25 protein-coding genes and 1 tRNA gene are annotated in these 24,355 nt (G+C 70.7%); 19 read left to right on the top strand and 7 right to left on the bottom strand.

Translation table 11 applies throughout. The features are described 5' to 3' along the window. Positions 1-64: 64 nt before the first annotated feature. Positions 65-1,600 carry a PucR family transcriptional regulator gene (locus ACWGUG_RS10460; protein ID WP_452324626.1) on the bottom strand — a complete coding sequence of 512 codons (1,536 nt, stop codon included), beginning with the start codon at positions 1,598-1,600 and terminating at the stop codon, positions 65-67. A gap of 93 nt (positions 1,601-1,693) precedes the next feature. Between ACWGUG_RS10460 and gabT the strand changes: the two genes are divergently transcribed. The 16 genes from gabT (at position 1,694) to ACWGUG_RS10380 (ending at position 17,057) form a co-directional block, all read left to right on the top strand. Continuing rightward, positions 1,694-3,055 carry a 4-aminobutyrate--2-oxoglutarate transaminase gene (gene gabT, locus ACWGUG_RS10455; protein ID WP_452324625.1) on the top strand — a complete coding sequence of 454 codons (1,362 nt, stop codon included), beginning with the start codon at positions 1,694-1,696 and terminating at the stop codon, positions 3,053-3,055. A 70-nt stretch (positions 3,056-3,125) separates the two neighbouring features. Continuing rightward, positions 3,126-4,487 (top strand): flavin monoamine oxidase family protein, encoded by a 1,362-nt coding sequence (locus ACWGUG_RS10450; RefSeq protein ID WP_336394854.1) that lies wholly within the window; start codon positions 3,126-3,128, stop codon positions 4,485-4,487. Then, positions 4,484-5,368 (top strand): universal stress protein, encoded by an 885-nt coding sequence (locus ACWGUG_RS10445; protein ID WP_378883385.1) that lies wholly within the window; start codon positions 4,484-4,486, stop codon positions 5,366-5,368. The genes ACWGUG_RS10450 and ACWGUG_RS10445 overlap by 4 nt, the downstream gene beginning before the upstream one ends. Positions 5,369-5,388: 20 nt before the next feature. After that, on the top strand, positions 5,389-6,930 hold the full coding sequence (locus ACWGUG_RS10440; RefSeq protein WP_452324624.1) for an APC family permease: 1,542 nt from the start codon (positions 5,389-5,391) through the stop codon (positions 6,928-6,930). 40 nt (positions 6,931-6,970) lie between these two features. Next, positions 6,971-8,335 (top strand): NAD-dependent succinate-semialdehyde dehydrogenase, encoded by a 1,365-nt coding sequence (locus ACWGUG_RS10435; RefSeq protein WP_336394857.1) that lies wholly within the window; start codon positions 6,971-6,973, stop codon positions 8,333-8,335. A gap of 86 nt (positions 8,336-8,421) precedes the next feature. After that, positions 8,422-8,859 (top strand): pyridoxamine 5'-phosphate oxidase family protein, encoded by a 438-nt coding sequence (locus ACWGUG_RS10430; protein ID WP_378883380.1) that lies wholly within the window; start codon positions 8,422-8,424, stop codon positions 8,857-8,859. A 186-nt stretch (positions 8,860-9,045) separates the two neighbouring features. Continuing rightward, positions 9,046-9,118: transfer RNA gene (locus tag ACWGUG_RS10425), tRNA-Trp, on the top strand. Between the two features lie 111 nt (positions 9,119-9,229). Continuing rightward, positions 9,230-9,502: a preprotein translocase subunit SecE gene (gene secE / locus ACWGUG_RS10420; RefSeq protein WP_336395064.1), complete on the top strand. Its 273-nt coding sequence runs from the start codon at positions 9,230-9,232 to the stop codon at positions 9,500-9,502. A gap of 78 nt (positions 9,503-9,580) precedes the next feature. Then, on the top strand, positions 9,581-10,645 hold the full coding sequence (nusG, locus tag ACWGUG_RS10415) for a transcription termination/antitermination protein NusG (protein WP_378883377.1): 1,065 nt from the start codon (positions 9,581-9,583) through the stop codon (positions 10,643-10,645). 429 nt (positions 10,646-11,074) lie between these two features. After that, complete coding sequence (locus tag ACWGUG_RS10410) at positions 11,075-11,905, top strand: endonuclease domain-containing protein (protein WP_452324623.1); 831 nt, start codon at positions 11,075-11,077, stop codon at positions 11,903-11,905. A gap of 298 nt (positions 11,906-12,203) precedes the next feature. After that, the gene (gene rplK, locus ACWGUG_RS10405; RefSeq protein ID WP_192634886.1) at positions 12,204-12,635 is read left to right on the top strand and encodes a 50S ribosomal protein L11; all 432 of its coding nucleotides are present in this window, start codon (positions 12,204-12,206) and stop codon (positions 12,633-12,635) included. Positions 12,636-12,649: 14 nt separating this feature from the next. Next, positions 12,650-13,342 carry a 50S ribosomal protein L1 gene (rplA, locus tag ACWGUG_RS10400; protein ID WP_336394861.1) on the top strand — a complete coding sequence of 231 codons (693 nt, stop codon included), beginning with the start codon at positions 12,650-12,652 and terminating at the stop codon, positions 13,340-13,342. A 196-nt stretch (positions 13,343-13,538) separates the two neighbouring features. Next, positions 13,539-14,606 carry an NAD(P)H-dependent flavin oxidoreductase gene (locus ACWGUG_RS10395; protein ID WP_378883371.1) on the top strand — a complete coding sequence of 356 codons (1,068 nt, stop codon included), beginning with the start codon at positions 13,539-13,541 and terminating at the stop codon, positions 14,604-14,606. A 104-nt stretch (positions 14,607-14,710) separates the two neighbouring features. Next, positions 14,711-15,517 (top strand): amino acid ABC transporter substrate-binding protein, encoded by an 807-nt coding sequence (locus ACWGUG_RS10390; RefSeq protein WP_336394863.1) that lies wholly within the window; start codon positions 14,711-14,713, stop codon positions 15,515-15,517. 66 nt (positions 15,518-15,583) lie between these two features. Continuing rightward, positions 15,584-16,252, top strand: a complete 669-nt coding sequence (locus ACWGUG_RS10385; RefSeq protein WP_336394864.1) for an amino acid ABC transporter permease — start codon at positions 15,584-15,586, stop codon at positions 16,250-16,252. Beyond that, positions 16,239-17,057, top strand: a complete 819-nt coding sequence (locus ACWGUG_RS10380; RefSeq protein WP_336394865.1) for an amino acid ABC transporter ATP-binding protein — start codon at positions 16,239-16,241, stop codon at positions 17,055-17,057. The genes ACWGUG_RS10385 and ACWGUG_RS10380 overlap by 14 nt, the downstream gene beginning before the upstream one ends. On the opposite strand, the gene ACWGUG_RS10375 is transcribed toward ACWGUG_RS10380, so the two are convergent. After that, entirely contained in the window at positions 17,058-17,333 is a 276-nt protein-coding gene (locus ACWGUG_RS10375; RefSeq protein WP_336394866.1) for an acylphosphatase, read from the bottom strand. A gap of 59 nt (positions 17,334-17,392) precedes the next feature. Here ACWGUG_RS10375 and ACWGUG_RS10370 point away from each other — a divergent pair, with 59 nt between their 5' ends. Then, the gene (locus ACWGUG_RS10370) at positions 17,393-17,746 is read left to right on the top strand and encodes an iron chaperone (protein WP_336394867.1); all 354 of its coding nucleotides are present in this window, start codon (positions 17,393-17,395) and stop codon (positions 17,744-17,746) included. Between the two features lie 35 nt (positions 17,747-17,781). Here ACWGUG_RS10370 and lysE read toward each other — a convergent pair whose 3' ends face one another. Beyond that, entirely contained in the window at positions 17,782-18,492 is a 711-nt protein-coding gene (gene lysE, locus ACWGUG_RS10365; protein WP_452324622.1) for an L-lysine exporter, read from the bottom strand. 71 nt (positions 18,493-18,563) lie between these two features. Here lysE and ACWGUG_RS10360 point away from each other — a divergent pair, with 71 nt between their 5' ends. Continuing rightward, positions 18,564-19,457, top strand: a complete 894-nt coding sequence (locus tag ACWGUG_RS10360; RefSeq protein WP_452324621.1) for a LysR family transcriptional regulator ArgP — start codon at positions 18,564-18,566, stop codon at positions 19,455-19,457. A gap of 9 nt (positions 19,458-19,466) precedes the next feature. On the opposite strand, the gene ACWGUG_RS10355 is transcribed toward ACWGUG_RS10360, so the two are convergent. The 3 genes from ACWGUG_RS10355 to ACWGUG_RS10345 form a co-directional block, all read right to left on the bottom strand. Next, the gene (locus ACWGUG_RS10355) at positions 19,467-20,492 is read right to left on the bottom strand and encodes an NADP-dependent oxidoreductase (RefSeq protein WP_336394869.1); all 1,026 of its coding nucleotides are present in this window, start codon (positions 20,490-20,492) and stop codon (positions 19,467-19,469) included. 149 nt (positions 20,493-20,641) lie between these two features. Further along, positions 20,642-21,106, bottom strand: coding sequence for a MarR family winged helix-turn-helix transcriptional regulator (locus ACWGUG_RS10350; protein ID WP_452324620.1), 465 nt, complete (start codon positions 21,104-21,106; stop codon positions 20,642-20,644). An 11-nt stretch (positions 21,107-21,117) separates the two neighbouring features. Further along, on the bottom strand, positions 21,118-22,857 hold the full coding sequence (locus ACWGUG_RS10345; RefSeq protein WP_452324619.1) for an MDR family MFS transporter: 1,740 nt from the start codon (positions 22,855-22,857) through the stop codon (positions 21,118-21,120). A gap of 150 nt (positions 22,858-23,007) precedes the next feature. Between ACWGUG_RS10345 and ACWGUG_RS10340 the strand changes: the two genes are divergently transcribed. After that, positions 23,008-23,511 (top strand): 2'-5' RNA ligase family protein, encoded by a 504-nt coding sequence (locus ACWGUG_RS10340; protein ID WP_452324618.1) that lies wholly within the window; start codon positions 23,008-23,010, stop codon positions 23,509-23,511. A gap of 6 nt (positions 23,512-23,517) precedes the next feature. Here the strand turns inward: ACWGUG_RS10340 and ACWGUG_RS10335 are convergent, their stop codons facing one another. After that, entirely contained in the window at positions 23,518-24,180 is a 663-nt protein-coding gene (locus ACWGUG_RS10335) for a YqaJ viral recombinase family protein (protein WP_336394873.1), read from the bottom strand. Positions 24,181-24,355 lie beyond the last annotated feature (175 nt).

Genomic DNA, 24,355 nt, shown 5'->3' with positions numbered 1-24,355 from the left:
GTCCGATTCGCGGCGTCCACCCGTATCCGGTGTACGGCGCGCGACCGCCGCATGGTGCGAGCGCTCAGTCCTCCAGCGCGCGCAGCGCGGCCCACAGCTCCGCGCGCGTCGCGAACGACGTCAGATCGCGCCCGAGGACCCGTTCGATGAGCGCCAGGCGGGTGCGCACGGTGTGGCGATGCACGCCGAGGGATCGACCGGATGCCTCGTGCGAGCAGTCTTCGTCGAGCCACACCCGCAGCGTCTCGAGGAGTCGCGTGCCCTGCGCCGCGTCGTGATCCACGAGGGGAGCGAGCTCGGCCCGTGCGAGGGCTCGCGCCTCATCCCCGAGGGCGGACAGGACGCCCGCGCCCGACACGTCGGCGAACGCCGTCACCGGGGCGAGACCGCGATCCCGCGCGACCCGTGCCTGGCCCACCGCCGCGGCGAACCCGTCGTAGCCGGTCGGGTCCGAGAGTCCCACCCGCACGTCGAAGCGGTCGGCGAGCTCGTCGGCGGCCGAGCGGTCGTCCGACGGGACCACGAGCACGATGCCGTCGTCGCCGCGGCCGAAGAACAGCGCGCCGCGCCGCTCCTCCGCCCACAGCTCGAGCAGCTCGGCGATGCCGTCGACGCGCAGGGCGGAGGCATCCGTCAGTCCGACCATGACCGGCGCGGACGGCAGCGGCCCCCACAGCTCGCGCGACGTCCGCCGGGCGAGGCCGGGGTCGCCGGTCATGAGCGACTGCGCGAGCCCCGCGCGCAGCGCCGAGCGCGCCCGCGCCAGGCCCTGCTGCTGCTCGAGGGCCAGGCCGGCCATCGCGATGACGGCTGTCACGACGACGCGTCCCTCCTGGTCGAGGTCCCCCGCGGCGATCGCGATCACGCCGCGGAGGTGCCCGCCGCGCCCGAGCGTCTGGAGCGTGAACGGGGTCTGGCCGATGTGCAGGGACGATCCCGCGCGCGCCCCGCGGTGGAGCACGCCCGTCACCTCGCGTTGCAGCGCGGCCGCCGTGTCGTGGCCGAGACTCCCGGCCGGGTGCTCGCGCGACAGCTCTCCGGCCGCGTCGAACATGCCCACCCAGGTGTCGAGCTGCTTGGCGAGCTCCGCCACCGTCGCCCCGAGGCCGTCCGGCCGGAGCGCGGCGAGCGCGATCGCCCGCTGAGCGGCCAGCGCCCAGCTGCGCCGGGCATACGCCTCGGCCGCGATCGCCTCGGCGTTCGCCCGCGCCACGGCGATGAACGGCGTGCGGTAGGGGACCTCGAACAGGGGCATCCGCTCATCCGTGCACGCGTCGACGAGCGCCGGTGGGATGCCGGCGCGCACGACCTCGGTGCCGAAGCCGAGACCTACCACGCCCCGCGCCGAGAGGCGGCGCACGTACGCGCGGTACACCTCGGCCGCGTCCGCGCCGCCGTCGTCGCCGTGGGGGAACTGGGTCCCGGTCGTGAGCAGCACGAGCCCCTCGGAGAGGAACGGTGTCGGGTCGGCGAGATCCGAGCTGTGCACCCATCGGATCGCTCGGTCCAGGGCCGCCGGATCGACGTCGTCGATCGCCAGTGACAGCTGCAGATCTCTGCGTGCGAGCAGTGCGCGCAGCGTGGGGGCGTCGGCGTCCATGATGCTCCGAGTGTACGTTTCGTACAGCGGTCCATCGAGAATGTACGGCCGGGAAGGTGCGGCGTCGGAAACGGCCGACATACGCTCCCCTCCATGAGCAGCGCAGCCGACACCCTCACCGAAACGCCCCTCGGCGGTCCCACCCTGCCTCAGCGGCGACGCCTCGTCACGAGCATCCCGGGTCCCCGGTCGCAGGAGCTGCTCGACCGCAAGGCGGGCGCCGTGGCAGCCGGTGTCGGCCACACCGCACCGGTGCACGCCGTGGCTGCCGGCGGGGGCGTCATCGTCGACGCCGACGGCAACTCGCTCATCGACCTGGGCTCGGGCATCGCCGTCACCACCATCGGCAACGCGCATCCGAAGGTCGTGAAGGCCGTTCAGGAGCAGGTCGCGCAGTTCACCCACACGTGCTTCATGATCGCGCCGTACGACTCGTATGTGTCGGTCGCCGAGGCGCTCAACCGGATGACCCCCGGCGACCACGCCAAGAAGAGCGCGCTGTTCAACTCGGGCGCCGAGGCGGTGGAGAACGCGGTCAAGATCGCCCGCAAGTACACCGGCAAGCCCGCTGTCGTGGCGTTCGACCACGGCTATCACGGCCGCACCAACCTCACGATGGCGCTGACGGCGAAGTCGATGCCGTACAAGCACGGCTTCGGTCCCTTCGCCTCGGAGATCTACCGCGCACCGCTGTCGTACCCGTACCGCGACGGACTGAGCGGTGCCGAGGCGGCGAAGAAGGCCATCTCGCTCATCGAGAAGCAGGTCGGCGCCGACAACCTCGCCGCGGTGATCATCGAGCCCATCCAGGGCGAGGGCGGCTTCATCGTTCCGGCGGACGGGTTCCTCCCCGCCATCGTCGACTGGTGCCGCGCCAACGGCGTCGTCTTCATCGCCGACGAGATCCAGACCGGCTTCGCTCGCACCGGCCGCATGTTCGCCAGCGAGGTGTTCGGCATCGTCCCCGACCTCATCACCACCGCCAAGGGCATCGCGGGCGGCCTGCCGCTGGCTGCGGTCACCGGCCGTGCCGAGATCATGGACGCGTCGCACGCCGGCGGCCTCGGCGGAACCTACGGCGGGAACCCGATCGCGTGCGCCGCGGCCCTGGCCGCCATCGACGTCTTCGAGAACGACGGGATGCTCGAGCGCGCCCGCGAGATCGAGGCCGTCCTCACCGAACGGCTGCGCGGGCTGCAGGCCGCCGACCCGCGCGTGGGAGACGTGCGCGGGCACGGCGCGATGATCGCCGCCGAGTTCGTGGATCCCGCGACCGGAGAGCCGGATGCCGCGCTCACCGCCGCGGTCGCGAAGGCCTGCATCGCACAGGGCGTCATCGTGCTCACCTGCGGCACGTACGGGAACGTCATCCGCTTCCTGCCGCCGCTGTCGATCACCGACGACCTGCTCCACGAGGGCCTGGACGTCGTCGCCGCCGCACTCGCGGCTGCGTGATCCGCGGCATCCGTGTCCTGCGCTCCACGGCGCGCAGACCTGACGAAGAGAACTCGACGAAGGAGTCCGAATGACCGAGTTGAGCCGCGATGTCGTCATCGTCGGCGCCGGAGCCGCCGGCCTGACCGCCGCCAACGAGCTGAAGAAGGCGGGCCTCTCGGTCGTCGTGCTCGAGGCGCGCGACCGCGTGGGCGGGCGCCTGTGGACCGACGTCGTCGACGGGGCCATGCTCGAGATCGGCGGCCAATGGGTCTCGCCCGATCAGGACGCGCTGAAGGAGACCCTCGCCGAGCTGGGGCTGGAGACCTACAGTCGCTACCGCGAGGGGGACTCGGTCTACATCGGCCGGGACGGCGAGCTCAAGCGCTTCACCGGCGAGATCTTCCCGGTAGCGCCCGAGACCGAGAAGGAGATCGTCCGCCTCATCGAGCTGCTCGACGGCATGGTCGCCGAGATCGATCCCGACAAGCCGTGGGAGCACCCCGACGCCGAGGAACTGGACCGCGTCTCGTTCGAGGCGTGGCTCGAAGCCCAGACCGACGACGCCGAGGCGCGCGACAACATCGCGCTCTTCATCGCCGGCGCGATGCTGACCAAGCCCGCCTATGCGTTCTCGACCCTGCAGGCCCTGCTCATGGCCGCCAGCGCCGGCAGCTTCTCGCACCTCGTGGACGCCGACTTCATCCTCGACGAGCGCGTCGTGGGCGGCCTCCAGCAGGTTCCGCTGCTGCTGGCGGAGCGGCTGGGCGACGACGTCCTGCTCGGCCAGCCCGTCAACGAGGTGCACTGGTCCGACGAGAGCGTGCGCGTGGTCACCGATCAGGGGCTCCAGGTGCGCGCCCGCTTCGTGGTGCTCGCGCACGCCCCGATCCTCTATCCGTGGATCGAGTTCCAGCCGGCCCTGCCGCGCCTGAAGCAGCAGATGCACCAGCACATCTCGATGGGCTTCGTCATCAAGGTCCATGCCGTCTACGACCGCCCCTTCTGGCGCGATCAGGGCCTGTCCGGCACCGCGTTCAGCCCGTACGAGATCTCGCACGAGGCCTACGACAACACCAACCACGGCGACGAGCGCGGCACCCTCGTCGGCTTCGTGTCGGACCGCAACGCCGACGACCTCTTCCGCGTGCCGGCCGAGGAGCGCAGGGAGCGCATCCTCGAGTCGCTGTCGCACTACTACGGCCCCGAGGCGAAGACGCCGCTCGTGTACTTCGAGAGCGACTGGGGCGCCGAGGAGTGGACCCGCGGCGCCTACGCCGCCAGCTTCGACCTCGGCGGCCTCGCCCGTTACGGCGCAGACCTGCGCACGCCGGTCGGGCCCATCCACTTCGCGTGCAGCGACATGGCCGGCGCCGGCTACCAGCACGTCGACGGCGCGATCCGCATGGGTCGCCTCGTCGCCGGCAGCATCGTCGAGGCGGCCCGCCGATGAGCGCGCGGATCGTCGTCGGCTACACCGCGACGGATGCCGGCGCCGACGCGCTCTCGCTCGGCATGCGCCTGGCCAAGGCGACGGGCGCGGTCCTGGACCTCGTCGTCGTGCTCCCCAGTGAGGAGCGGAGCGTCATCACGCCCCCCAACGCCTCGTACGACCGCTACATCCAGGAGCAGGCCGAGGGCTGGCTGGCCGACGCCTCGAACCGCGTCATCGACGGGGTCGCGCACGAGTCGCACGTCCGGCGTGCGGAGTCCTTCGCCGAGGGGCTGCTGGAGTGCGCCCACGAGTCCGGCGCCTCGCTCATCGTCGTCGGCGCGGCCAACGGCGGGCTGCGGGGTCGGCACCGCCTGGGCACCGTCGCCAGTGAGCTCCTGCACTCCGCCGACGTCCCGGTCGCACTCGCCCCCGAGGGGACGCGCCTCATAGACCCCGCCGGCGGCGTCAGCCGCATCACCGCCGCCATCGGGCTGCGCCCAGGCGCCGACGTGCTGCTGGACGAGAGCATCGCGCTGGCCAAGGCGACCGGCGCCGAGCTGCGTCTGGTGTCGCTGGTGGCGCTCGACCTCCCGGCGGGCCTCGCGGGCAACGAGTCGGCCGCGCAGCACGCCGACGAGGTCTACGTCCACGTGCGGGCCGCGCTACCCGAGGGGATCCACGCCGACTCCGTGGTGGCGCTCGGCGACAGCATCGAGGACGCCGTCGCCGACCTCTCGTGGGACCCCCGCGAGCTCGCGGTCGTGGGCTCCAGCCGTCTCGCGCAGCCTCGTCGGCTGTTCCTCGGCTCGACCGCGGCGAAGATGCTGCACGAGCTGACCGTACCGATGGTGGTCGTGCCCCGCACCCGCCATGAGAGCAAGAACGGAGCACAGCGATGAGCGCTGGCCAGGAATCGCGGATGCCTCTCGCCGAGGCATCCGCGCCGCTCACGGGCGGACTGTCGAAGAAGGGGCTGAGCGCCGGAACGGTCGGTCTCATCGGCGCCGTCGTCATCGGCATCTCGTGCATCGCGCCCGCCTACACCCTCACGGCGGCGCTCGGCCCGACCGTGTCGGAGGTCGGGTTCCAGGTGCCGGCGATCATCCTGCTCGGCTTCATCCCGATGCTGCTCGTCGCATTCGGCTACCGCGAGCTCAACCGCTCGATGCCCGACTCGGGCACGTCGTTCACGTGGGCGGCGCGCGCCTTCGGGCCGTGGGTGGGCTGGATGGCGGGATGGGGGCTCGTCGCAGCCACGATCCTCGTGCTGTCGAATCTCGCCGGCATCGCCGTGGAGTTCCTCTTCCTCCTCATCGACCAGCTCGCGGGCAGTCCGGGGACCATCGCCGAGCTCGCCTTCAACCCGTTCATCAATGTCGCGGTCTGTCTGCTGTTCATGCTCGGCGCGACGTACATCTCGTACCGCGACATGCAGACCACGCAGAAGCTGCAGTACGTGCTCGTGAGCTTCCAGGTGCTGGTGCTGGTGGTCTTCTCGATCGCGGCGTTCGTGCACGTCGCGAACGGCACCGCCTTCGACGCCAGTCCCGTCGAGGCATCCTGGTTCAACCCGCTCGTCGTGACGCCGCCGCTCGCGATCGTCGCGGGCCTGTCGCTGTCGATCTTCATCTTCTGGGGATGGGACGTCACCCTCACCATGAACGAGGAGACCCGCAACCCCGAGAAGACCCCGGGCCGCGCGGCCACCGTCACCGTGGTCACCATCGTCACGCTGTACCTGCTGATCTCGGTGGCGCTGCTGGCGTTCGCGGGAACGGGAGAGGAGGGCCTCGGGCTCGGGAACCCCGACATCCAGGCGAACGTCTTCTTCTACCTGTCGGGCCCGATCCTGGGGCCGCTGGCGTTCCTGGTGTCGCTGGCCGTGCTCACGAGCTCGGCGTCGTCGCTGCAGTCGACGTTCGTTGGCCCCGCGCGAACGCTTCTCGCCATGGGGCACTACGGGGCGCTGCCGCCGGCGTTCGCGAAGGTTTCGCCGCGCTTCTTCACGCCCGGCTACGCCACCATCGTCTCCGCCGTCGTCGCGTCGGTGTTCTACGCCGTGATGCGGTTCATCAACGAGAACGTGCTGTGGGACACGATCACGACGCTCGGCATGATGATCTGCTTCTACTACGGCATCACCGCGTTCGCGTGCGTCTGGTACTTCCGCAGGCAGTGGTTCGACTCGGCGCGCACCTTCTTCTTCACCCTGCTGTTCCCTCTGGTGGGCGGCGTCATCCTCGTCGCCCTGTTCGTGATCACCCTCGTCGAGAGCCTCGACCCGGCGTACGGCAGCGGCACCGAGTGGTTCGGCCTCGGCAGCGTCTTCGTGCTCGGCGTGCTGATCATCGGTCTCGGCATCGTGATCATGATCTGGCAGGCCATCAAGCGTCCGGCGTTCTTCCGCGGTGAGACACTCGGTATCGACGCGCCCGAAAGCCTTCGACGCGCCCGCCGCTGACGGGCAGACTGTCCCCAATCCATCCGATCGGAGAGGAAGCATGACCGACTACGCCGTCGTCAACCCGGCCACGGGAGAGACCCTGGCCACCTATCCCACCATCACCGACGAGGCCCTGGAGGCAGCGATCGCGAAGGCGGATGCCGCGTACCGCACGTGGCGCGATGTGCCCGTCGCCGAACGCGCGGCGCGCATCCGCAAGGTCGCCGAGCTTCACCGCGAGCGCCGCGACGAGCTGGCGGCGATCATCGTGCGCGAGATGGGCAAGCCGCTGTCGGCCGCGCTGGGCGAGGTGGACTTCGCCGCCGACATCACGGAGTACTACGCCGACAACGCCGAGACGATCACGGCCGACCAGCCGATCGACATCCTCGGCGAGGGCACCGCGGTCATCCGCCGCAGCCCGCTCGGGGCGCTCCTGGGCATCATGCCGTGGAACTTCCCCTACTACCAGGTCGCCCGCTTCGCAGCGCCCAACGTGGTGGTGGGGAACACGATCCTCCTCAAGCACGCACCGCAGTGCCCCGAGTCGGCCGCGGCCATCGAGCGGATGTACGCGGATGCCGGGCTCGGCGAGGGCGTCTACACGAACGTGTACGCCACCAACGACCAGGCGGCCGCCATCATCGCCGACCGGCGGGTGCAGGGCGTCTCGGTGACCGGCTCGGAGCGGGCGGGGTCCGCCGTGGCGGCGCTGGCCGGACAGAACCTGAAGAAGGTCGCGCTCGAGCTCGGCGGATCCGACCCGTTCATCGTGCTGTCCACCGACGACCTGGACGCGACGGTCGCCGCCGCCGTCGAGGCGCGCATGGACAACAACGGCCAGTCGTGCAACGCCCCCAAGCGCTTCATCGTGCAGGAGGGCCTCTACGACGCCTTCCTCGAGAAGTTCACCGAGGCGATGACCGCGTCGAAGATGGGCGACCCGTTCGCCGACGACACCGTCCTCGGTCCGCTGTCGTCGCTGGCGGCCGCCGAGCGCCTTCAGGAGCAGGTCGACCGGGCGGTGGCGCAGGGGGCGCGGCTCGTGGCCGGCGGCACACGTGACGGCGCGTTCTACGAGCCGACGGTGCTCACCGACGTCACGCCCGAGATGGACGTGTATCGCGAGGAGCTGTTCGGGCCGGCGGGGGTCGTGTACAAGGTCGCGGACGAGGACGAGGCGGTCAAGGTGGCCAACGACACCAGCTTCGGCCTCGGGTCGTACGTCTACACGACCGATCCCGAGCAGGCTCAGCGCATCGCGGACAGGATCGACGCCGGCATGGTCTACGTCAACATCGTGCTCGCCGACTCGCCCGAGCTGCCCTTCGGCGGTGTGAAGCGCTCCGGCACCGGCCGTGAGATGGGGCTGCTGGCCGCGGACGAGTTCGTCAACAAGAAGCTCATCCGCGTCGCCCCCTGACGCCGCGACCTCCCCGCGCCACCCCCGGACGGCGGGACCGCCATCCGGGGGTGTCGCCGCGACCTCGGAAACGCGAGGATAAGGGCATGGCAGAGACAACCGACCCCGTCGTCGCACTCGCCGACGAGCAGTGCTGGGAGCGCCTGCGCACCCAGGAGCTCGGCCGGCTCGTCACTCGAGTGGGCGACGTGCTGGACATCTTCCCGGTGAACTACGTCGTCGACGGTCAGGGTGTGCTGTTCCGCACCGCGCAGGGCAGCAAGCTCTTCGAGCTCACCGTGAACGACGAGGTGCTGTTCGAGGTGGACGACCACACCGACGCCGAGGCGTGGAGCGTCATCGTGCGGGGTCACGCGCATCCGCTGGACCGCTCCGCGGACGTGGAGCGCGCCGACGGCCTGGGTCTTCGGCCCTGGATCCCCACCCTCAAGTACACGTACGTCCGCGTCGAGGCGACGTCGATCTCGGGCCGCGCGTTCCAGCGCGGTCCCGAGCCCGACCGCTACGGCGTGCAGCAGTACTGACGCTGTCGCGCCATGCCCGGGACACACCTGCGGAGGGGCCCCGGTTCGCGGGCTCCGCGGGCATGCCGTACACTTGATGGTGCAGTTGAATTCTGCATTCTTTCGGTGTGCCCGCCGGTCGGGCACGCATCCTCAAGCCGCGGTGAGAGGGGAAGAGTGCGGGCTTCACGAGACCTCCGGGTCTCTAGGGCGGTAGCTCAATTGGCAGAGCAGCGGTCTCCAAAACCGCAGGTTGCAGGTTCGATTCCTGTCCGCCCTGCGCATCAGCGCAACGCCGGTGACATGGCTCCGGTCGAACACAACACCCTGCGTTGACATGTAATGTGCGGCCGACCCGCGTCGGCTCACGGAAGGTAATCAGGTGGCATCGATGGTTCAGGACGAGCCGAAGGGCGAAGTCGTCCCCACTGAGGGAACGGCGGCGCCTCGCGAGAAGAAGCCGAACGTCTTCGCTCGCATCGCCCTGTTCATCCGTCAGGTCTTCGCCGAGCTCCGCAAGGTCGTCACCCCGACGCGCCAGGAGCTGCTGAAGTACACGGCGGTGGTGCTGGGGTTCGTCGTCGTGATGATGGCGATCGTCTACGGCCTGGACGTGCTGTTCGTGTGGATCACGGCCTACGTCTTCGGAGTGCCCGGCGCCTGATCCTGAGCGCCCCGGCTCGCCGGTGCACGGCACGGGCGGCCGCAGGTCCGGAAGCGGACGGAACGGAAGAGAATTCACGTGACTGAAAGATATGTCGACGACGCCGATTGGGCGACGGCCGCCGAGCAGTCGTCCGAGGACGACGAAGCGCAGGAGGGCAACGTCCTGGCCGCCGAGGAGCGCTCGGTGGAGCCCGCAGAGCACCTCGCCATCCACATCGTCGACGACGCCGACGCCGACGAGGACGACGCCGACCTGGACGACATCGACATCGACGACCCGGAGGCGGATGCCATCGTGAACGACGCTCTCAACCTGGACGAGACGGCCGAGACCGAGGCTGCCGCCGAGGTGATCAACGACTCCATCGCGGAGGAGGTCGCCGAGCGGGAGGCCGAGGCCGCCGACGAGGTCAGCCCCTACGACGGCCCCGATGTGAACGGCGACGAGGACGAGCCGGAGCTCGACGAGGCGGCCGACGCCGTCGAGACGGATTCCGACGACGAGTCCGACGAGGACGAGGACCCGTACGAGGCGTTCCGCGCCGAGCTGCGCACCCTCCCGGGCAAGTGGTACGTCATCCACTCCTACGCCGGCTTCGAGCGCAAGGTGAAGGCCAACATCGAGCAGCGCAAGTCGACGCTCGAGGTCGAGGAGGACATCTACCAGATCGAGGTCCCGATGGAGGACGTCGTCGAGATCAAGAACGGGCAGCGCAAGATGGTCACGCGCGTCCGGATCCCCGGCTACGTGCTCGTGCGCATGGAGCTCAACGAGGACACCTGGTCGGTCGTCCGCCACACTCCCGGCGTCACCGGCTTCGTGGGCAACGCCCACAACCCGACCCCGCTGCGCTTCGAGGAGGCCTTCAACATGCTGAAGAGCCTCGTCGAGGTCAAGGAGGTCGCCGGCGCCAAGGGCGGTGCCGCCAAGAAGGGCGCTGCCGCCGCTGCCCGCGTCATCCCCGCCGAGGTCGACTTCGAGGTGGGCGAGACCATCACGATCAAGGAGGGCTCGTTCGCGGGCCTGCCCGGCACGATCAGCGAGATCAAGCCCGAGAGCGGCAAGCTCACGGTCCTCGTCTCGCTCTTCGAGCGCGAGACCCCGGTCGAGCTGTCGTTCGACCAGGTCACCAAGCTCTGACTCATCGAGATTCTCCGAAGCGCCCCGCCGAATCGGCGGGGCGCTTCGTCGTGCGCGGCAGTCGGCGGTGCCGAACGCTTCGGCGCGCGAGTGCGGAGAAGCGCAGGATGCCGGATCCGCTGGGCTTGCGGCATCCGTGATTCTGCAGATCTCCGGCGTCCTGCTCCGCGTCTGCAGGAGACCCTCCACGTCGCCGGGACTCGGCACCTCCTCCCCAGGGCCGGGGAGGGTCCCGGCTCCGAGACTCGGCGCCTCCTGCCCAGGCCGAGGAGGGCTCCGCCTCCGAGACTCGGCGCCTCCTCCCCAGGCCGGGGAGGGCTCCGGCTCCAAGACTCGGCGCCTCCTCCCCAGGGCTGGTAGGGTCCCGGCTCTCCACCGTCGCGGGCGTGACTGTCGGCGCGGCCCCCGGGATGTCGCACCCTGAAGGCCATGGATCACCTTCTGGGCGAGGTGCGCGCGGCGGGCGGGGTTGCGCGCGTCGCTTCGCTGCGGGCGCGGGGGCATTCGCGCCGCACGATCGAGAATGCCGTGTCGTCGCGAGCGCTGACCCGTCCGCGCAACGGCTGGGTCGCCATGCCCGGCGCCGATCCGCTCCTCGTCGCGGCCGCACGCGCCGGGGTGGTGCTCACGTGCCACACCCAGGCGCGAAGGCTCGGGCTGTGGGTTCTCGAGGAGCGTCCCGTGCACGTGGCTGCTCCTCCTCACCGGCACGTCGGCAAGGTCAAACGGGACACCCACGTGCATTGGGCGCGGCCGCTCGTGCCAAGGCATCCAGACGCTCTGGTCGACCCGATCGAGAACGTGCTGGTGATCGCCGCGGCGTGCCTGCCGCGCGAGGAGGCGCTCACGATCTGGGAGGCGGCGCTTCGGCTCGAGCTGGTGGAGCGTTGGTCCTTTGAGAGGATGCCCCTGCCCTCGTCTGCGCGAGATGTCCTGGCCGAGTGCTCGTCGCACTCCGACTCGGGGCTCGAGACGCTCATTCCGGTGCGGCTGCGCTTCCTCCGGCTGCCGATCCGCCAGCAGGTCTGGCTCGCCGGTCACCCGGTCGACTTCCTCATCGGAGACAGGCTCGTGCTCCAGATCGACGGCGGCCACCACGTCGGCGCGCAACGGCGCAGCGATATCGCGCACGACGCGCGGCTGACCCTGATGGGTTTCCACGTGATCCGCATCGACTACGTCCAGGTGGTCACGCGGTGGCCCGAGGTGCACGACGTGATCGTGCGGGCCATCGCCCAGGGCCTTCACCGCGCGGCATGACGCTCACCAGTCATGCGCATGACCACAGAGATGTGCACGATGACGGATGCCTCGCCCCCGCGGCATCCGTCATCTGGCACATCTCCGTCATTCGGTACGCGCGCGGATGGCCAAGGGGCACGCGCGGATGGCCAAGGGGCACGCGCAGATGGCCAAGGGCGCTAGCGGATGCTGCGGCTCGCGGCATCCGGTAGACTAGAGCGGTTGCGCGTGTCTGCGCGACCATCCCCACCACATTCAGGGTCCGCCTGATCCGTGGAAGCGTGCCCGCACGGGCGCACGAAACAGAGGAAGAAGAATGGCACCGAAGAAGAAGGTGACCGGCCTGATCAAGCTTCAGATCAACGCCGGTGCAGCCAACCCGGCGCCGCCGATCGGCCCCGCGCTCGGTCAGCATGGCGTCAACATCATGGAGTTCTGCAAGGCGTACAACGCCGCGACCGAGTCGCAGCGCGGCAACGTCATCCCCGTGGAGATCACCGTCTACGAGGACCGCAGCTTCACGTTCATCCTGAAGACCCCGCCGGCCGCCGAGCTCATCAAGAAGGCCGCCGGACTGCAGAAGGGCTCGCCGACGCCGCACACGACCAAGGTGGGCAAGCTCACCAAGGACCAGGTGCGTCAGATCGCCGAGACCAAGCAGGCCGACCTGAACGCGAATGACATCGAGGCCGCCTCGAAGATCATCGCCGGCACCGCCCGCTCCATGGGCATCACGGTCGAGGACTGAGGGGAACAGTAACCATGGCTACCAAGTCCAAGGCCTTCCAGGCCGCTGCCGCCAAGATCGAGGCGGACAAGTTCTACACTCCCACCGAGGCCGTCGCCCTGGCGAAGGAGACCGGTTCGGCGAAGTTCGACTCGACCGTCGAGGTCGCGCTCAAGCTCTCGGTCGACCCCCGCAAGGCGGACCAGATGGTGCGCGGCACCGTCATCCTCCCGCACGGCACCGGCAAGACCGCCCGCGTCATCGTGTTCGCGACCGGTCCGGCCGCTGAGGCCGCGATCGCCGCGGGTGCCGACGAGGTCGGCGGCGCCGAGCTCATCGAGAAGGTCGCCGGCGGCTGGACCGCGTTCGACGCGGCCGTCGCCACGCCCGAGCTCATGGGCCAGGTCGGTCGCCTCGGCAAGGTGCTGGGTCCGCGCGGCCTCATGCCCAACCCCAAGACCGGCACCGTGACCCCCAACCCGGCGAAGGCCGTCGAGGAGATCAAGGGCGGCAAGATCGAGTTCCGCGTCGACAAGCACGCCAACGTGCACTTCGTCGTCGGCAAGGCCTCGTTCTCGGCCGAGCAGCTCGACGAGAACCTCAAGGCCGCGCTCGAAGAGATCGTGCGCCTGAAGCCGTCCAGCTCGAAGGGCCGCTACATCCAGAAGGGCGCCGTGTCGACCACGTTCGGCCCCGGCATCCCGCTGGACGTCAACGCGCTCGCCTGACGCTTCGACCGTCGCAGCGACTGTCCGTCCGAAGGCCCCACCCGCTCGGGTGGGGCCTTCGGCGTCTCCGAGCGGCGTGAGCGGGCGGGCGCAACGTCGGATGATCCCCGCCGGGGACGGATGCCGCGACCCGGCGTGTCGGGCGGGGCCTCCGATTCTGTGCGCGGCGCCGAGCGTTCGGAGTAGCGTCGGAGTCATGCCCACGCCCCTTCAGGACCTGTTCGGCATCGACGCACCCATCGTGCTGGGCCCGTTCGGCGGGCTGTCGTCGGTGGAGCTCACGGCGGCGGTCAGTGACGCCGGGGGGCTCGGGTCGTACGGGCTCTACGGGTACTCGGCGGACCGCATCAGCGACACGATCGCGGCGCTGCGGTCTGCGACCACGCGACCGTTCGCCGTCAACCTGTGGCTGCCCACCGGCGACGAGGTGGCCCCCGGCGACGTCGACCTCCGCCCCGCGATCGAGGCGGCCGCGCCGCTCTTCGACGAGCTGGGCCTGGCCCGTCCGGCGCCGCCGTTCGAGTTCATGCCCGACGTCGACGCCCAGGTGACGGCGGTGCTGGATGCCGCGCCCGCGGTGCTCAGCGTGGTCTTCGGCGTGCCCTCCGACCGGCTCGTCGCCGCGGCGCACAGCCGTGGCATCCGGCTCATCGGCACGGCCACGACGGTGGCCGAGGCCGTGGCGCTGGACGCAGCCGGCGTCGACGCGGTCGTCGCCACCGGCGCGGAGGCGGGCGGCCACCGCGTCTCCTTCCTGCGCCCGGCCGAGCAGTCGCTCATCGGCACCTTCGCGCTGGTGCCGCAGGTGGTGGACGCGGTGCGGGTGCCCGTCATCGCGGCAGGCGGCATCGCCGACCGGCGTGGCGTCGCCGCGGCGTTCGCGCTGGGCGCCTCGGGCGTGCAGGTCGGGTCGGCGTTCCTCCGCACGCGGCAGTCCGCCGCGACCGCCGCCCACCGGCAGGCGATCGCCGGTGCCGCCGACACCGGCACCGTGCTCACCCGGGCCATGAGCGGACGGCTGGCGCGTGGCATCCCGAACCGCGCGATGCGCGCTCTCGAGACCGCCGGCGTCATCGCGCCGTTCCCCGCGCAGAACTGGCTCACGGGGCAGTTCCGGACGGAGGCCGCGCGGCGCGGCGAGGGCGAGCTGGTCTCGCTGTGGGCCGGGCAGGCCGCGGGCCTGGCGGTCCTCGACGATGCGACGGACGTGTTCGCCGAGCTGAGGGCGGGCGTCCCGCAGGCGGCGGGAGGCAACGCGGCGTAACGCGGGGAAGAGCCTCGGCGCGACCCGTGTTGTACTGGAAGGCCCCAGGACGCGCGTCCACCCCTTCGCGCGTCCTTCGCACTCACCCCACCAGGAACAGCTACATGTCACGCCGCAGTATCACCGCCCTCGTCGTCGCCACCGCCGCCGCCCTCGCGCTCACCGCCTGCAGCAGCGGCGGATCCGCCGACCCCGCAGCGTCCGCGGAGGCGGACGACCTCGGTCTCGTGTCCGCGGGCACGCTGACCGTCGCGACCGAGGGCACCTACCGCCCCTTCAGCTACCACGACGAGTCGGGCGACCTCGTCGGCTTCGACGTCGAGATCGCCGAGGCCGTCGCAGACAAGCTCGGGCTCGAGGTCTCCTTCCAGGAGACCCAGTGGGACGCGATCTTCGCGGGGCTGGACGCAGGCCGCTTCGACGTCATCGCCAACCAGGTCTCGATCAACCCGGAACGCCAGGAGAAGTACCTCTTCAGCGAGCCCTACACGGTATCGCCCGGCGTCATCGTCGTGCCCGAGGACGACGACTCGATCACGAGCTTCGACGACCTCGAGGGCAAGACCACCGCGCAGTCCCTCACGAGCAACTGGTACGAGCTCGCCCAGGAGAGCGGTGCCACCATCGAGGCCGTGGAGGGATGGGCGCAGGCCGTGGCGCTGCTCCAGCAGGGCCGCGTCGACGCCACCATCAACGACAACCTGACGTTCCTCGACTACGAGAAGAGCGAGGGCCCGACGGGTCTGAAGATCGCCGCGGAGACCGATGAGCCGGGCCTCAGCGCGTTCGCGCTCACCCAGGACAAGGAAGCGCTCGCGGAGGCCATCGACGGCGCCCTCGCCGAGCTCCGCGAGGAGGGCGTCCTCGCCGAGATCAGCGAGAAGTACTTCGGAGCCGACGTCACCGAGTAGTGCATCCCGAGCCGCCGCTCGCCCTGCCCTGGGCGGGCGGCGGCTCTGTGCGAAGGAGGAGCGCCCATGGACGAGACCATCTGGACTCTGCTCGTCGACTCGTTCTGGCCGCTGCTGCTGGCGGCGATCACCGGCACGATCCCGCTTGCGATCGCCTCGTTCGCGATCGGCATGGTGATCGCCGTGGCGATCGCGCTGCTGCGACTGTCGCGCAATCCCGTGCTGTCGAACATCGGACGGTTCTACGTCTCGGTGATCCGCGGCACGCCGCTGCTGGTGCAGCTGTTCGTGATCTTCTACGGGATGCCGTCGGTCGGCATCGTCATCGATCCCTGGCCGGCGGCGATCATCGCCTTCTCGCTCAACGTCGGCGGCTACGCGGCCGAGATCGTCCGCGCGGCGATCCTCTCGGTGCCCAAGGGACAGTGGGAGGCCGCCCACACCGTCGGGTACTCGCAGACCCGCACCCTCACCAGGATCGTGCTGCCCCAGGCGGCGAGGGTGTCCGTGCCGCCGCTGTCGAACACCTTCATCTCGCTGGTGAAGGACACGTCCCTCGCGTCCACGATCCTGGTGACCGAGATGTTCCGTCAGGCGCAGCAGATCGCCGCGTTCTCGTTCGAGGTGCTCCCGATCTACCTGGAGGCCGCCCTCATCTACTGGCTGATCTGCCTGGTGCTCTCCACCGGCCAGAGCGCGATCGAACGGAGGCTCGACCGCTATGTCGCCCACTGACCACTCCCACGACGACGCGCTGGCCCCTCCGGCGCCCGCCGACGACCGCCCGCTCCTGACGGTGTCGGGGCTCACGAAGAGCTTCGGCGACAACCGCGTGCTCGACGGCGTGGACCTCGAGGTGCGCCGTGGCGAAGTCGTGGTGCTCATCGGTCCGAGCGGCTCGGGCAAGACGACCGTGCTGCGCTCGCTCAACGGCCTCGAGATCCCTGAGGCGGGCACCGTCGCGTTCACCGGCGGACCCGCGGTGGACTTCGCCGCCCCGGTGTCGAAGGCGGACCGCATCGCGCTGCGCGACCGGTCGGCGATGGTGTTCCAGCACCACAACCTCTTCCCGCACCGCACCGTGCTGCAGAACGTCATCGAAGGGCCGGTGTACGCGCACGGCGTGCCGAAAGGGGAGGCGATCGCGCGCGCGGAGGCGCTGCTCGAGCGCGTGGGCCTGAGCGAGAAGCGCGATGCGTACCCGTTCGAGCTCTCCGGCGGCCAGCAGCAGCGGGTCGGCATCGTGCGGGCGCTCGCCCTTCAGCCGGCGCTGCTGCTCTTCGACGAGCCGACGAGCGCCCTGGACTCCGAGCTCGTCGGCGAGGTGCTCACCGTCCTGAAGGAGCTGGCCGACGAGGGCTGGACGATGCTCATCGTCACGCATGAGCTGGCCTTCGCGCGCCAGGTCGCCGACGAGGTGGTCTTCTTCGACCAGGGCGTCATCGTCGAGCGCGGGGCGCCGCAGCAGCTGTTCACCGCTCCGAAGCATGAGCGCACGAGGCGGTTCATCGACCGGATCCTCCGGCCCTACGACGAGTAGTCAGCCAGTCGGGCGCACCTCGAAGCCGCGTTCGCCGGTGGGCGTGGCATCCGTCACCGTCGCCGACTCCACGAGCGACCCGGGCGGCCCCTCTGCCATCCAGGCGAGCACCTCGTCGACCTGGCCGGGAGTGCCCTCGACCTCGGCCTCGACCGCCCCGTCGCGCCGATTGCGCACCCACCCGGCGACCCCCGCTTCCCGGGCGACCATGCGCATGGTGTACCGGTAGCCGACGCCCTGCACCTCGCCGCGGACCGTCACGTGCACCCGTCTCATGAGCCCATCGTGCCCTGCCGATGGTGACGCGTGCGAGCGCCGGATGCCAGGATGCCTCTATGGGAACCGTGGACGAACTGCTCGCAGGGCTCGATCCCGCCGATCGGCCCTCTGTCGAGCGCATCTATGAGATCGCCCGCGAGGAGGCGCCCGATGCCGAACAGGGGACCGGCTACGGGATGCCGGCGCTGGTCTACCGCGGCAAGCCGCTCGTCTCCGTGATGAGGGCGAAGAAGCACATCGGCGTCTATCCCTTCAGCCCGGACGCTGTCGCGGCCGTGTCGGGCGCGCTCGAGGGGCATCCCGGTGTCGGACTGGACAAGGGGACGATCCGGTACCAGCCGGAGCACCCGCTCCCGGACGACGTGGTGCGGGCTCTGGTCGTCGCTCGTCGGGAGCAGATCGAGCGCTGAGCCGAGTGCGGCGCAGCCCGGTGGGGTCGGGCTCGTCAGTGCGGGAGCACCAGTGAGACGCCGAGCGCGATCATGACGACCGCGATCACGGCGTCGAGGATGCGCCAGGCGCGGGGCGTCGACAGCCAGCGGCCGAGCAGGCGCGCGCCGAACGCGAGGCCGAAGAACCAGAGGAAGCTCGCCGCCATCGCGCCGGCGGCGAAGAGCCAGCGCTGATCGCCGTGCGTGTTGGCGACCGTGCCGAGGAGGAACACGGTGTCGAGGTACACGTGCGGGTTGAGCCACGTCAGTGCCAGGCACGTGAAGACGACAGGCAGCACCCGCGCCGTTGCGGCGGAGGCGGGGCGGACGCGGGTGGCGACGGATGCCGGTGCCTCGGCCCCCGATCGCAGCTCGACGGCGCCGCCGCCGACGACGTCGTGCGCGGCATCCGGGTCGTCTTGGCCGCCCAGGACGTCGCCGGTCGGCCGCCAGGCGCGCCGCGCTGCGAGGAGGCCGTAGACGACGAGGAACGCGGCCCCTGCCCACCTCACGACGTCGACCAGCCACGGCACGGCCTGCAGGACGAGCCCGATGCCCGACACCCCGAGCGCGATGAGCGCGGCGTCGGACACGGCGCAGATCGTCGCCACGACCAGGACGTGCTCCCGGCGGAGTCCCTGCCGCAGCACGAAGAGGTTCTGCGCGCCGATGGCGATGATGAGGGAGAAGCCGAGGCCGAGGCCGGCGATGAGGGGACTGGGCACGCTTCGACGCTACGAGCCGGCTGATCCGTAGTCCAGCTCATGGTTCTTCAGTACCATTAGCCCCACTGAAGATGCGCATTCCGTTCGAGCTGGCAGAGACCCTGGCCGTCGTCGTCGACGAGGGCACGCTCGACTCCGCCGCCCGGCGACTGCACATCACCCCGTCCGCCGTCAGTCAGCGCATCAAGGCGCTGGAGGAGCAGCTGGGGCGTCTCCTGCTGGTGCGCTCGAAGCCCGCCCGCGCGACCGAGGCCGGAGCGTCGGTCATCCGGCTGGCGCGCCAGACGGCGCTGCTCGAGCACGACGCGCTCGCCGAGCTCGGTGCGGACCCCGCTGACGCCGCGCTGGCGAGCGTGCCGCTGGCCGTCAACGCCGACTCCCTGGCGACGTGGTTCCTCGAGCCGCTCGCCCGGCTCGCGCAACGGCATCCGGTCGTCTTCGACCTGCATCGCGACGACCAGGACTTCACGGCCGGGCTGCTGGAGTCGGGAACCGTGATGGGCGCCGTCACCTCACGGGCGGCGCCGGTGCCCGGATGCCGCTCGTCGGTGCTCGGCGCCATGCGGTACGAGGCCGTCGCCACGCCGGGCTTCGCGGCGCGCTGGCTCGCCGGGGAGCCGCTCGCCGCCCTCACCGCCGCACCCGTGGTCGACTTCGACCGCCGCGACGACCTCCAGAACGAGTGGCTCTCGGCACAGGGCGTCGATCCGGCGCGGCCGCCGCGCCACTACGTCCCGGCCTCGAACGACTTCGCGACCGCCGTGCGGCTCGGACTGGGCTGGGCGATGCTGCCGCGGTTCCAGTCGCACGACGCGATCGAGCGCGGCGAGCTCGTCCTGCTCGGCGGCCGCCCGGTGGACGTGGTGCTGCACTGGCAGCAGTGGAACCTCCGCTCGCCGCTCCTGGACGCCATCGCCGACGAGGTCGTCGCCGAGGGCAGGCGCGTGCTCGCGCCCGTGCGGTGACACTGCAGGTCAGCCGTCGCTGACGCGGAGCACGACCTTGCCGCGCGTGTGACCGGCCTCGATCGCACGGTGCGCGCCGGGCGCCTCCTCGAGCTCGAAGACCTGCTCGACGTAGACCTGGACCGCGCCCGAGTCCAGCAGGCGGGCGATCGTCGCCAGCGCTCCGCCGTCGGGGATGACCTTGTACGACGTCGCGCGCACGCCGGCCCCGGCCGCGGCCGCCGCGTACCCCGGCCACGAGCCGGTGGGCACCAGAACATACAGCCCGCCCGTGCGCAGCACCTCGAGGGAGCGGGAGCCGGTGTCGGCGGAGACGTTTCCGACGAGGTCGATCACGACATCCACCTCGGGGACCACCTCCTCGAAGCGCGTGGTCGTGTAGTCGATGACGACCGCTGCGCCGAGCTCGCGCAGCCACGAGGAGTTGCGCGCGGAGGCCGTCACGGTCACGTGCGCGCCGAAGTACGCGGCGAACTGCACCGCGAAGTGACCGACGCCGCCGCTGCCGGCGTGGATCAGCATGCGCTGACCTTCGTGCGCGTGAGCGGTCTCGACCACGAGCCCCCAGGCCGTCAGGGCCGCCAACGGCACGCCCGCCGCCTCGACGTGCGACAGCGTGGCGGGCTTGCGGGCGACCGACAGCGTCGGCGCGACGACGTAGTCCGCGTACGTCCCGCCGGTGCGCGGGAACGCCGCCATGCCGAACACCTCGGTTCCCGGCGGGAACGGGTGGGACTCGTACGGGCTCTTCACCACGATCCCGCTGAAGTCGAACCCGGGGATGGCGGGATACCCGCCGATGGAGGCGGACACCCCCGCGCCCGACCGCGTCTTGGCGTCGATCGGGTTCACGCCCGCGGCCACCACCCGCACGAGCACCTCGCTGAGCACGGGGGAGGGGACGGGGACGGATGCCGCGCGCAGCGCGTCCGGCGTCCCCGGCGCGTCGACGACCATGGCCCGCATCGTCTCGGGCGGGTCGGCCACCTCGGTGAGCGGGACGTCGGGCGATGATCGCAGCGGCCGGATCCTCATCGTGCACTCCTTCCGCGGGCGTGCCGCCGTCGGCACCGGATTCCATCCCCGTGGCACCAGTCAACCCTGCCCACGTCTCGACCGTGTTACGCCGGTGCTAAGCCCAGCCGCAGAGTGCCTGTGGGGCGTCGGCCGTCAGCGGTCAGGCGTCAGCGGTGAGGCGTCTCGCCCGCGGTGAGGGCGTGCAGCAGCCGCGTGAGGTTGCGGATGTCCTCCAGCGGCCACTCCGCGAGCGCATCGACCAGCGTGTTCTCCTGCGGTGCGCGCGCCTCGGCGAGGCGCTCCAGCCCGAACGCGGTCGGAGACAGCAGGTGGGACCGCCCGTCGTCCGGATCGGGCGTGCGCTCGATGAGGCCGAGTGCTTCCAGCTCGCGCACCGTGCGGCTGATCTGGCCCTTGTCGGCCATCAGGACCTCGGCGAGGGCCGACAGGGTGATCCGCTCCCGGCGGACGATGGTGGTGAACACCTTGTAGGCGCCCGGCAGCATGCCGGGGCTCACCCTGTTGGCGTTCTCGCTGATCACCCGCCGGAAGCGCGTGACCAGCTCGCCGAACTCCGCCTCGAGGGCGCGCACCGCCTCGGTGCGCGCCGCTCGGGTGTCGGGGGAGGTCATCGTGATCGACATTAGCGGCGGACGGATGCCTCGTCCGACGCGTCGCCGGACGGTTCGGGCTGTGCGGCGGCGGCGGAGGCATCCGTGTTCCCCGTCCGCGGAGCGGTCGCCGTCAGCGCCGCCATGCCCTCGGCCGTCGAGACCGTCGCGAGGTCGGCCTCGCTGGCCTGCACGCGCTCGCTCGTCGTCATCCGGGTCAGGGGCACGTTCGGCAGGAAGAGGATCGCGATGAGGCTGATGACGGCCAGCGGCACGGCGATGAGGAACGAGTGCGCGATGGCCTGCGCGTAGATGTCCTCGACGATCACGCGGACGCCCTCGGGCAGCGCAGAGACCTGCGGGATCGTGCCGGACTGGAGCTGCTCCGCGATGGCGGCGCCCTTCTCGCCGAGCGTCATGATGGCTGCGGCGATGTCGTCCGTGCGGTCGGCGAAGAGGTCCGTCGCCGACGCCGCCAGCGCGGCGCCCATCACCGAGACGCCGACGGTGCCGCCGAGGCTGCGGAAGAAGGTGACCCCCGAGCTCGCCACCCCGATCTCGCTCGGCTTCGCGGTGTTCTGCACGATGAGCACGAGGTTCTGCATCGTCATGCCGACGCCCGCGCCGAGCAGGAACATGTAGAGCGAGACGAGCGCGAAGTTCGTGTCGTAGTGGATGGTCGACAGCAGGTATGAGCCGGCGATGAGGAGCACGCCGCCGGCGATGAGGTAGGGCTTCCAGTGGCCGTGCCGGGTCACGAGGCCGCCGATCACGATCGACGCGAGCAGGAGGCCACCGATCATCGGGAGGGTCATGAGCCCCGCCTCCGTCGGGGTCGCCCCGCGCGCGAGCTGCATGTACTGGCTGAGGAAGACCGAGGTGCCGAACATCGCGATGCCGATGGAGATCGACGCCACGACGGCGAGCGTGAAGGTCCGGTCGCGGAAGAGCGTGAGCGGGATGAGGGGCTCCTTCGCCCGCAGCTCGACGATCACGAAGAGCACGGCCGCAAGGAGCGCGCCCCCGACCATGAGGGCCGTCTCGACGCTCCACCACTCGTAGTCGTCTCCGGCGCCGGTGACCCAGATGAGCAACAGCGACACGGCGGTGGACAGCAGCACGATGCCGACGTAGTCGATGCGCGCCTTCTGCTTCGGGCGGGCGGGAAGGTGCAGCGTGCGCTGCATGATGATGAGCGCCGCGACGGCGAAGGGCAGCGCGATGAAGAAGTTCCAGCGCCAGTTGATGGTGTCGGTGATGAAGCCGCCGAGGAGGGGCCCGCCGACGGTCGCCACGGCCATGACGGCGCCGAACAGGCCCATGTAGCGGCCCCGCTCGCGCGGGCTGATGATGTCGGCCATGATGACCTGGCTCAGCGCGGCGAGGCCGCCGGCGCCGAGGCCCTGCACGGCGCGGAACGCGATGAGCGTGCCGGGGTCCTGCGAGAAGCCCGCGGCCGCGGTGGCCAGCACGAAGAGCACGATCGCGAGCTGGATCAGCAGCTTGCGGTCGAAGAGGTCGGCGAGCTTCCCCCAGATGGGAGTCGAGATCGCCGTCGTCAGGAGGGTCGCCGTGACGACCCAGGTGAACGCCGCCTGGTCGCCGCCCAGGTCGTGGACGATGACCGGCAGCGAGGTCGACACGACGGTCGATGCGAGCATCGACACGAACATGCCCAGCAGGAGGCCGGTGAGCGCCTGCAGCACCGTGCGGTGCCGGCGCCTGTCGTCGACAGCGGCGACCGATCCGGTCGCGGGGGTGGGTTCAGTCATGGATGGTCTTTCCGAGGCGATGGACGGGAGGATCGGCGGCGGCGCCGGAAGCTGGTTGACCGAAGTCAACAGTTGATTTGGATCAACTATAGATTGATCGTTGAGGTGTGTCAACCATCCGGGAGGCGCGGATCGGCGGAAGATGGAGAGGTGTTCAGTGTGGAGCTGGTCCCCGACGACGCCGTGGACCGCGCTGTGAGGGAGGACTGGACGCACCTGATCGACGCCGGGCTGCCGAGTTCGGGGCGCAACCCCGCGCCGAGCAACCGCCCCCACGTCACCCTCGCCGTGCGGGAGCACATCGACCCGCGTGAGCTGGAGGGGATCGCCGACCTCCTGCCGCTGCCGCTCGAGCTCGGCGGCGTGCTGCTCTTCGGCCGCAGCCCGCGGCTGGTCCTCACCCGGCAGGTCGTGCCCGGCGCAGCGCTGCTCGCGTTCCACGCGGAGGTGGCGCGGCGGATCGGGCCGCCCGAGCCGCACTACGCCAACACGGCGCCCGACCGCTGGTCGCCGCACATGACGCTCGCCCGCGGACTCGATCCCGAACGCCTGGCGCTCGCGCTGCGCGCGGTGCAGCTCGGGCATGCTCGCGGGCACGCGGTGGGACTGCGGGTGTGGGATGCCTCGGCCAAGCAGGTCACGACCCTGCGCTGAGCGGACTCAGTCGGCGAGGGCGAGCGCGCGGAACGGCTCGCGGGGCGGAGCCGGGGGCTGCGGCATCCGATCATCCGTGCGTCGCGCGCGCGTCGTGCGCAGATAGAGCTCGTCGATGAGCGCGGTGGCGAGGCGCACCAGCTTCGCGATCTCGGCCTCGTCGCGGTCGACCCACGCGCAGCGCGGCTCGTCGCCGACCGGCACGAAGCCGTCGTGCTGCTCCCACGCGACGAGCGTGCGCTCGGCCCCGAGCACGTGCTGCTGCCACCACACCTGGCGGAGGTACGAGCGGGGGATGCTGCGCCACGCCTTGTTGGTCGTCTTGATCTCGGCCAGCATGACGCGGCCCGCGCCGTCGACCGCGATGCCGTCGGGTGTGGCCAGATGGCGCTTCTCGACGACGGCGTGGAAGAGCGCCGACGACGGCTGGATGCCGTGCGTAGCGGCGACCCACCCCGCGATCTCGGGCTCGCGCGCGCGGCCATGCGCGGTGTAGGCGTTGCCGGAGAACCCTGAGCCCATCAGCTTCGCGTCGGCTGCGCGCGAGATCGCCCTGTCGGAGGTCAGCGCCGCGACATCGGTCGCGGTGATACCGCGCGACCGCGCACGGACCCACGCGACCCGGTCGCGGGAATCCGCGACGATGCGGGCGGCGAGCTCGGGTGTCACGGATCAACCGTACGCCGCCGGCGCGACATCCGCCGCCCGCGACACCCGCCCCCCGGCGTAGCCCCTCCCTCCCTCCCTCCCTCCCTTTTTGTGCCGACATCGCGGTTTCTCGCCGAACCGACACGTTCTCGGCGCCGAGGACGTGGTCACTCGCCGACGACGTGCGAACTCGGCG

The sequence above is a fragment of the Microbacterium sp. NPDC055455 genome (genome assembly GCF_053619935.1).
The sequence above is the reverse complement of the archived record's forward strand: the minus strand, read 5'-3'. Positions and strand labels throughout refer to the sequence as shown.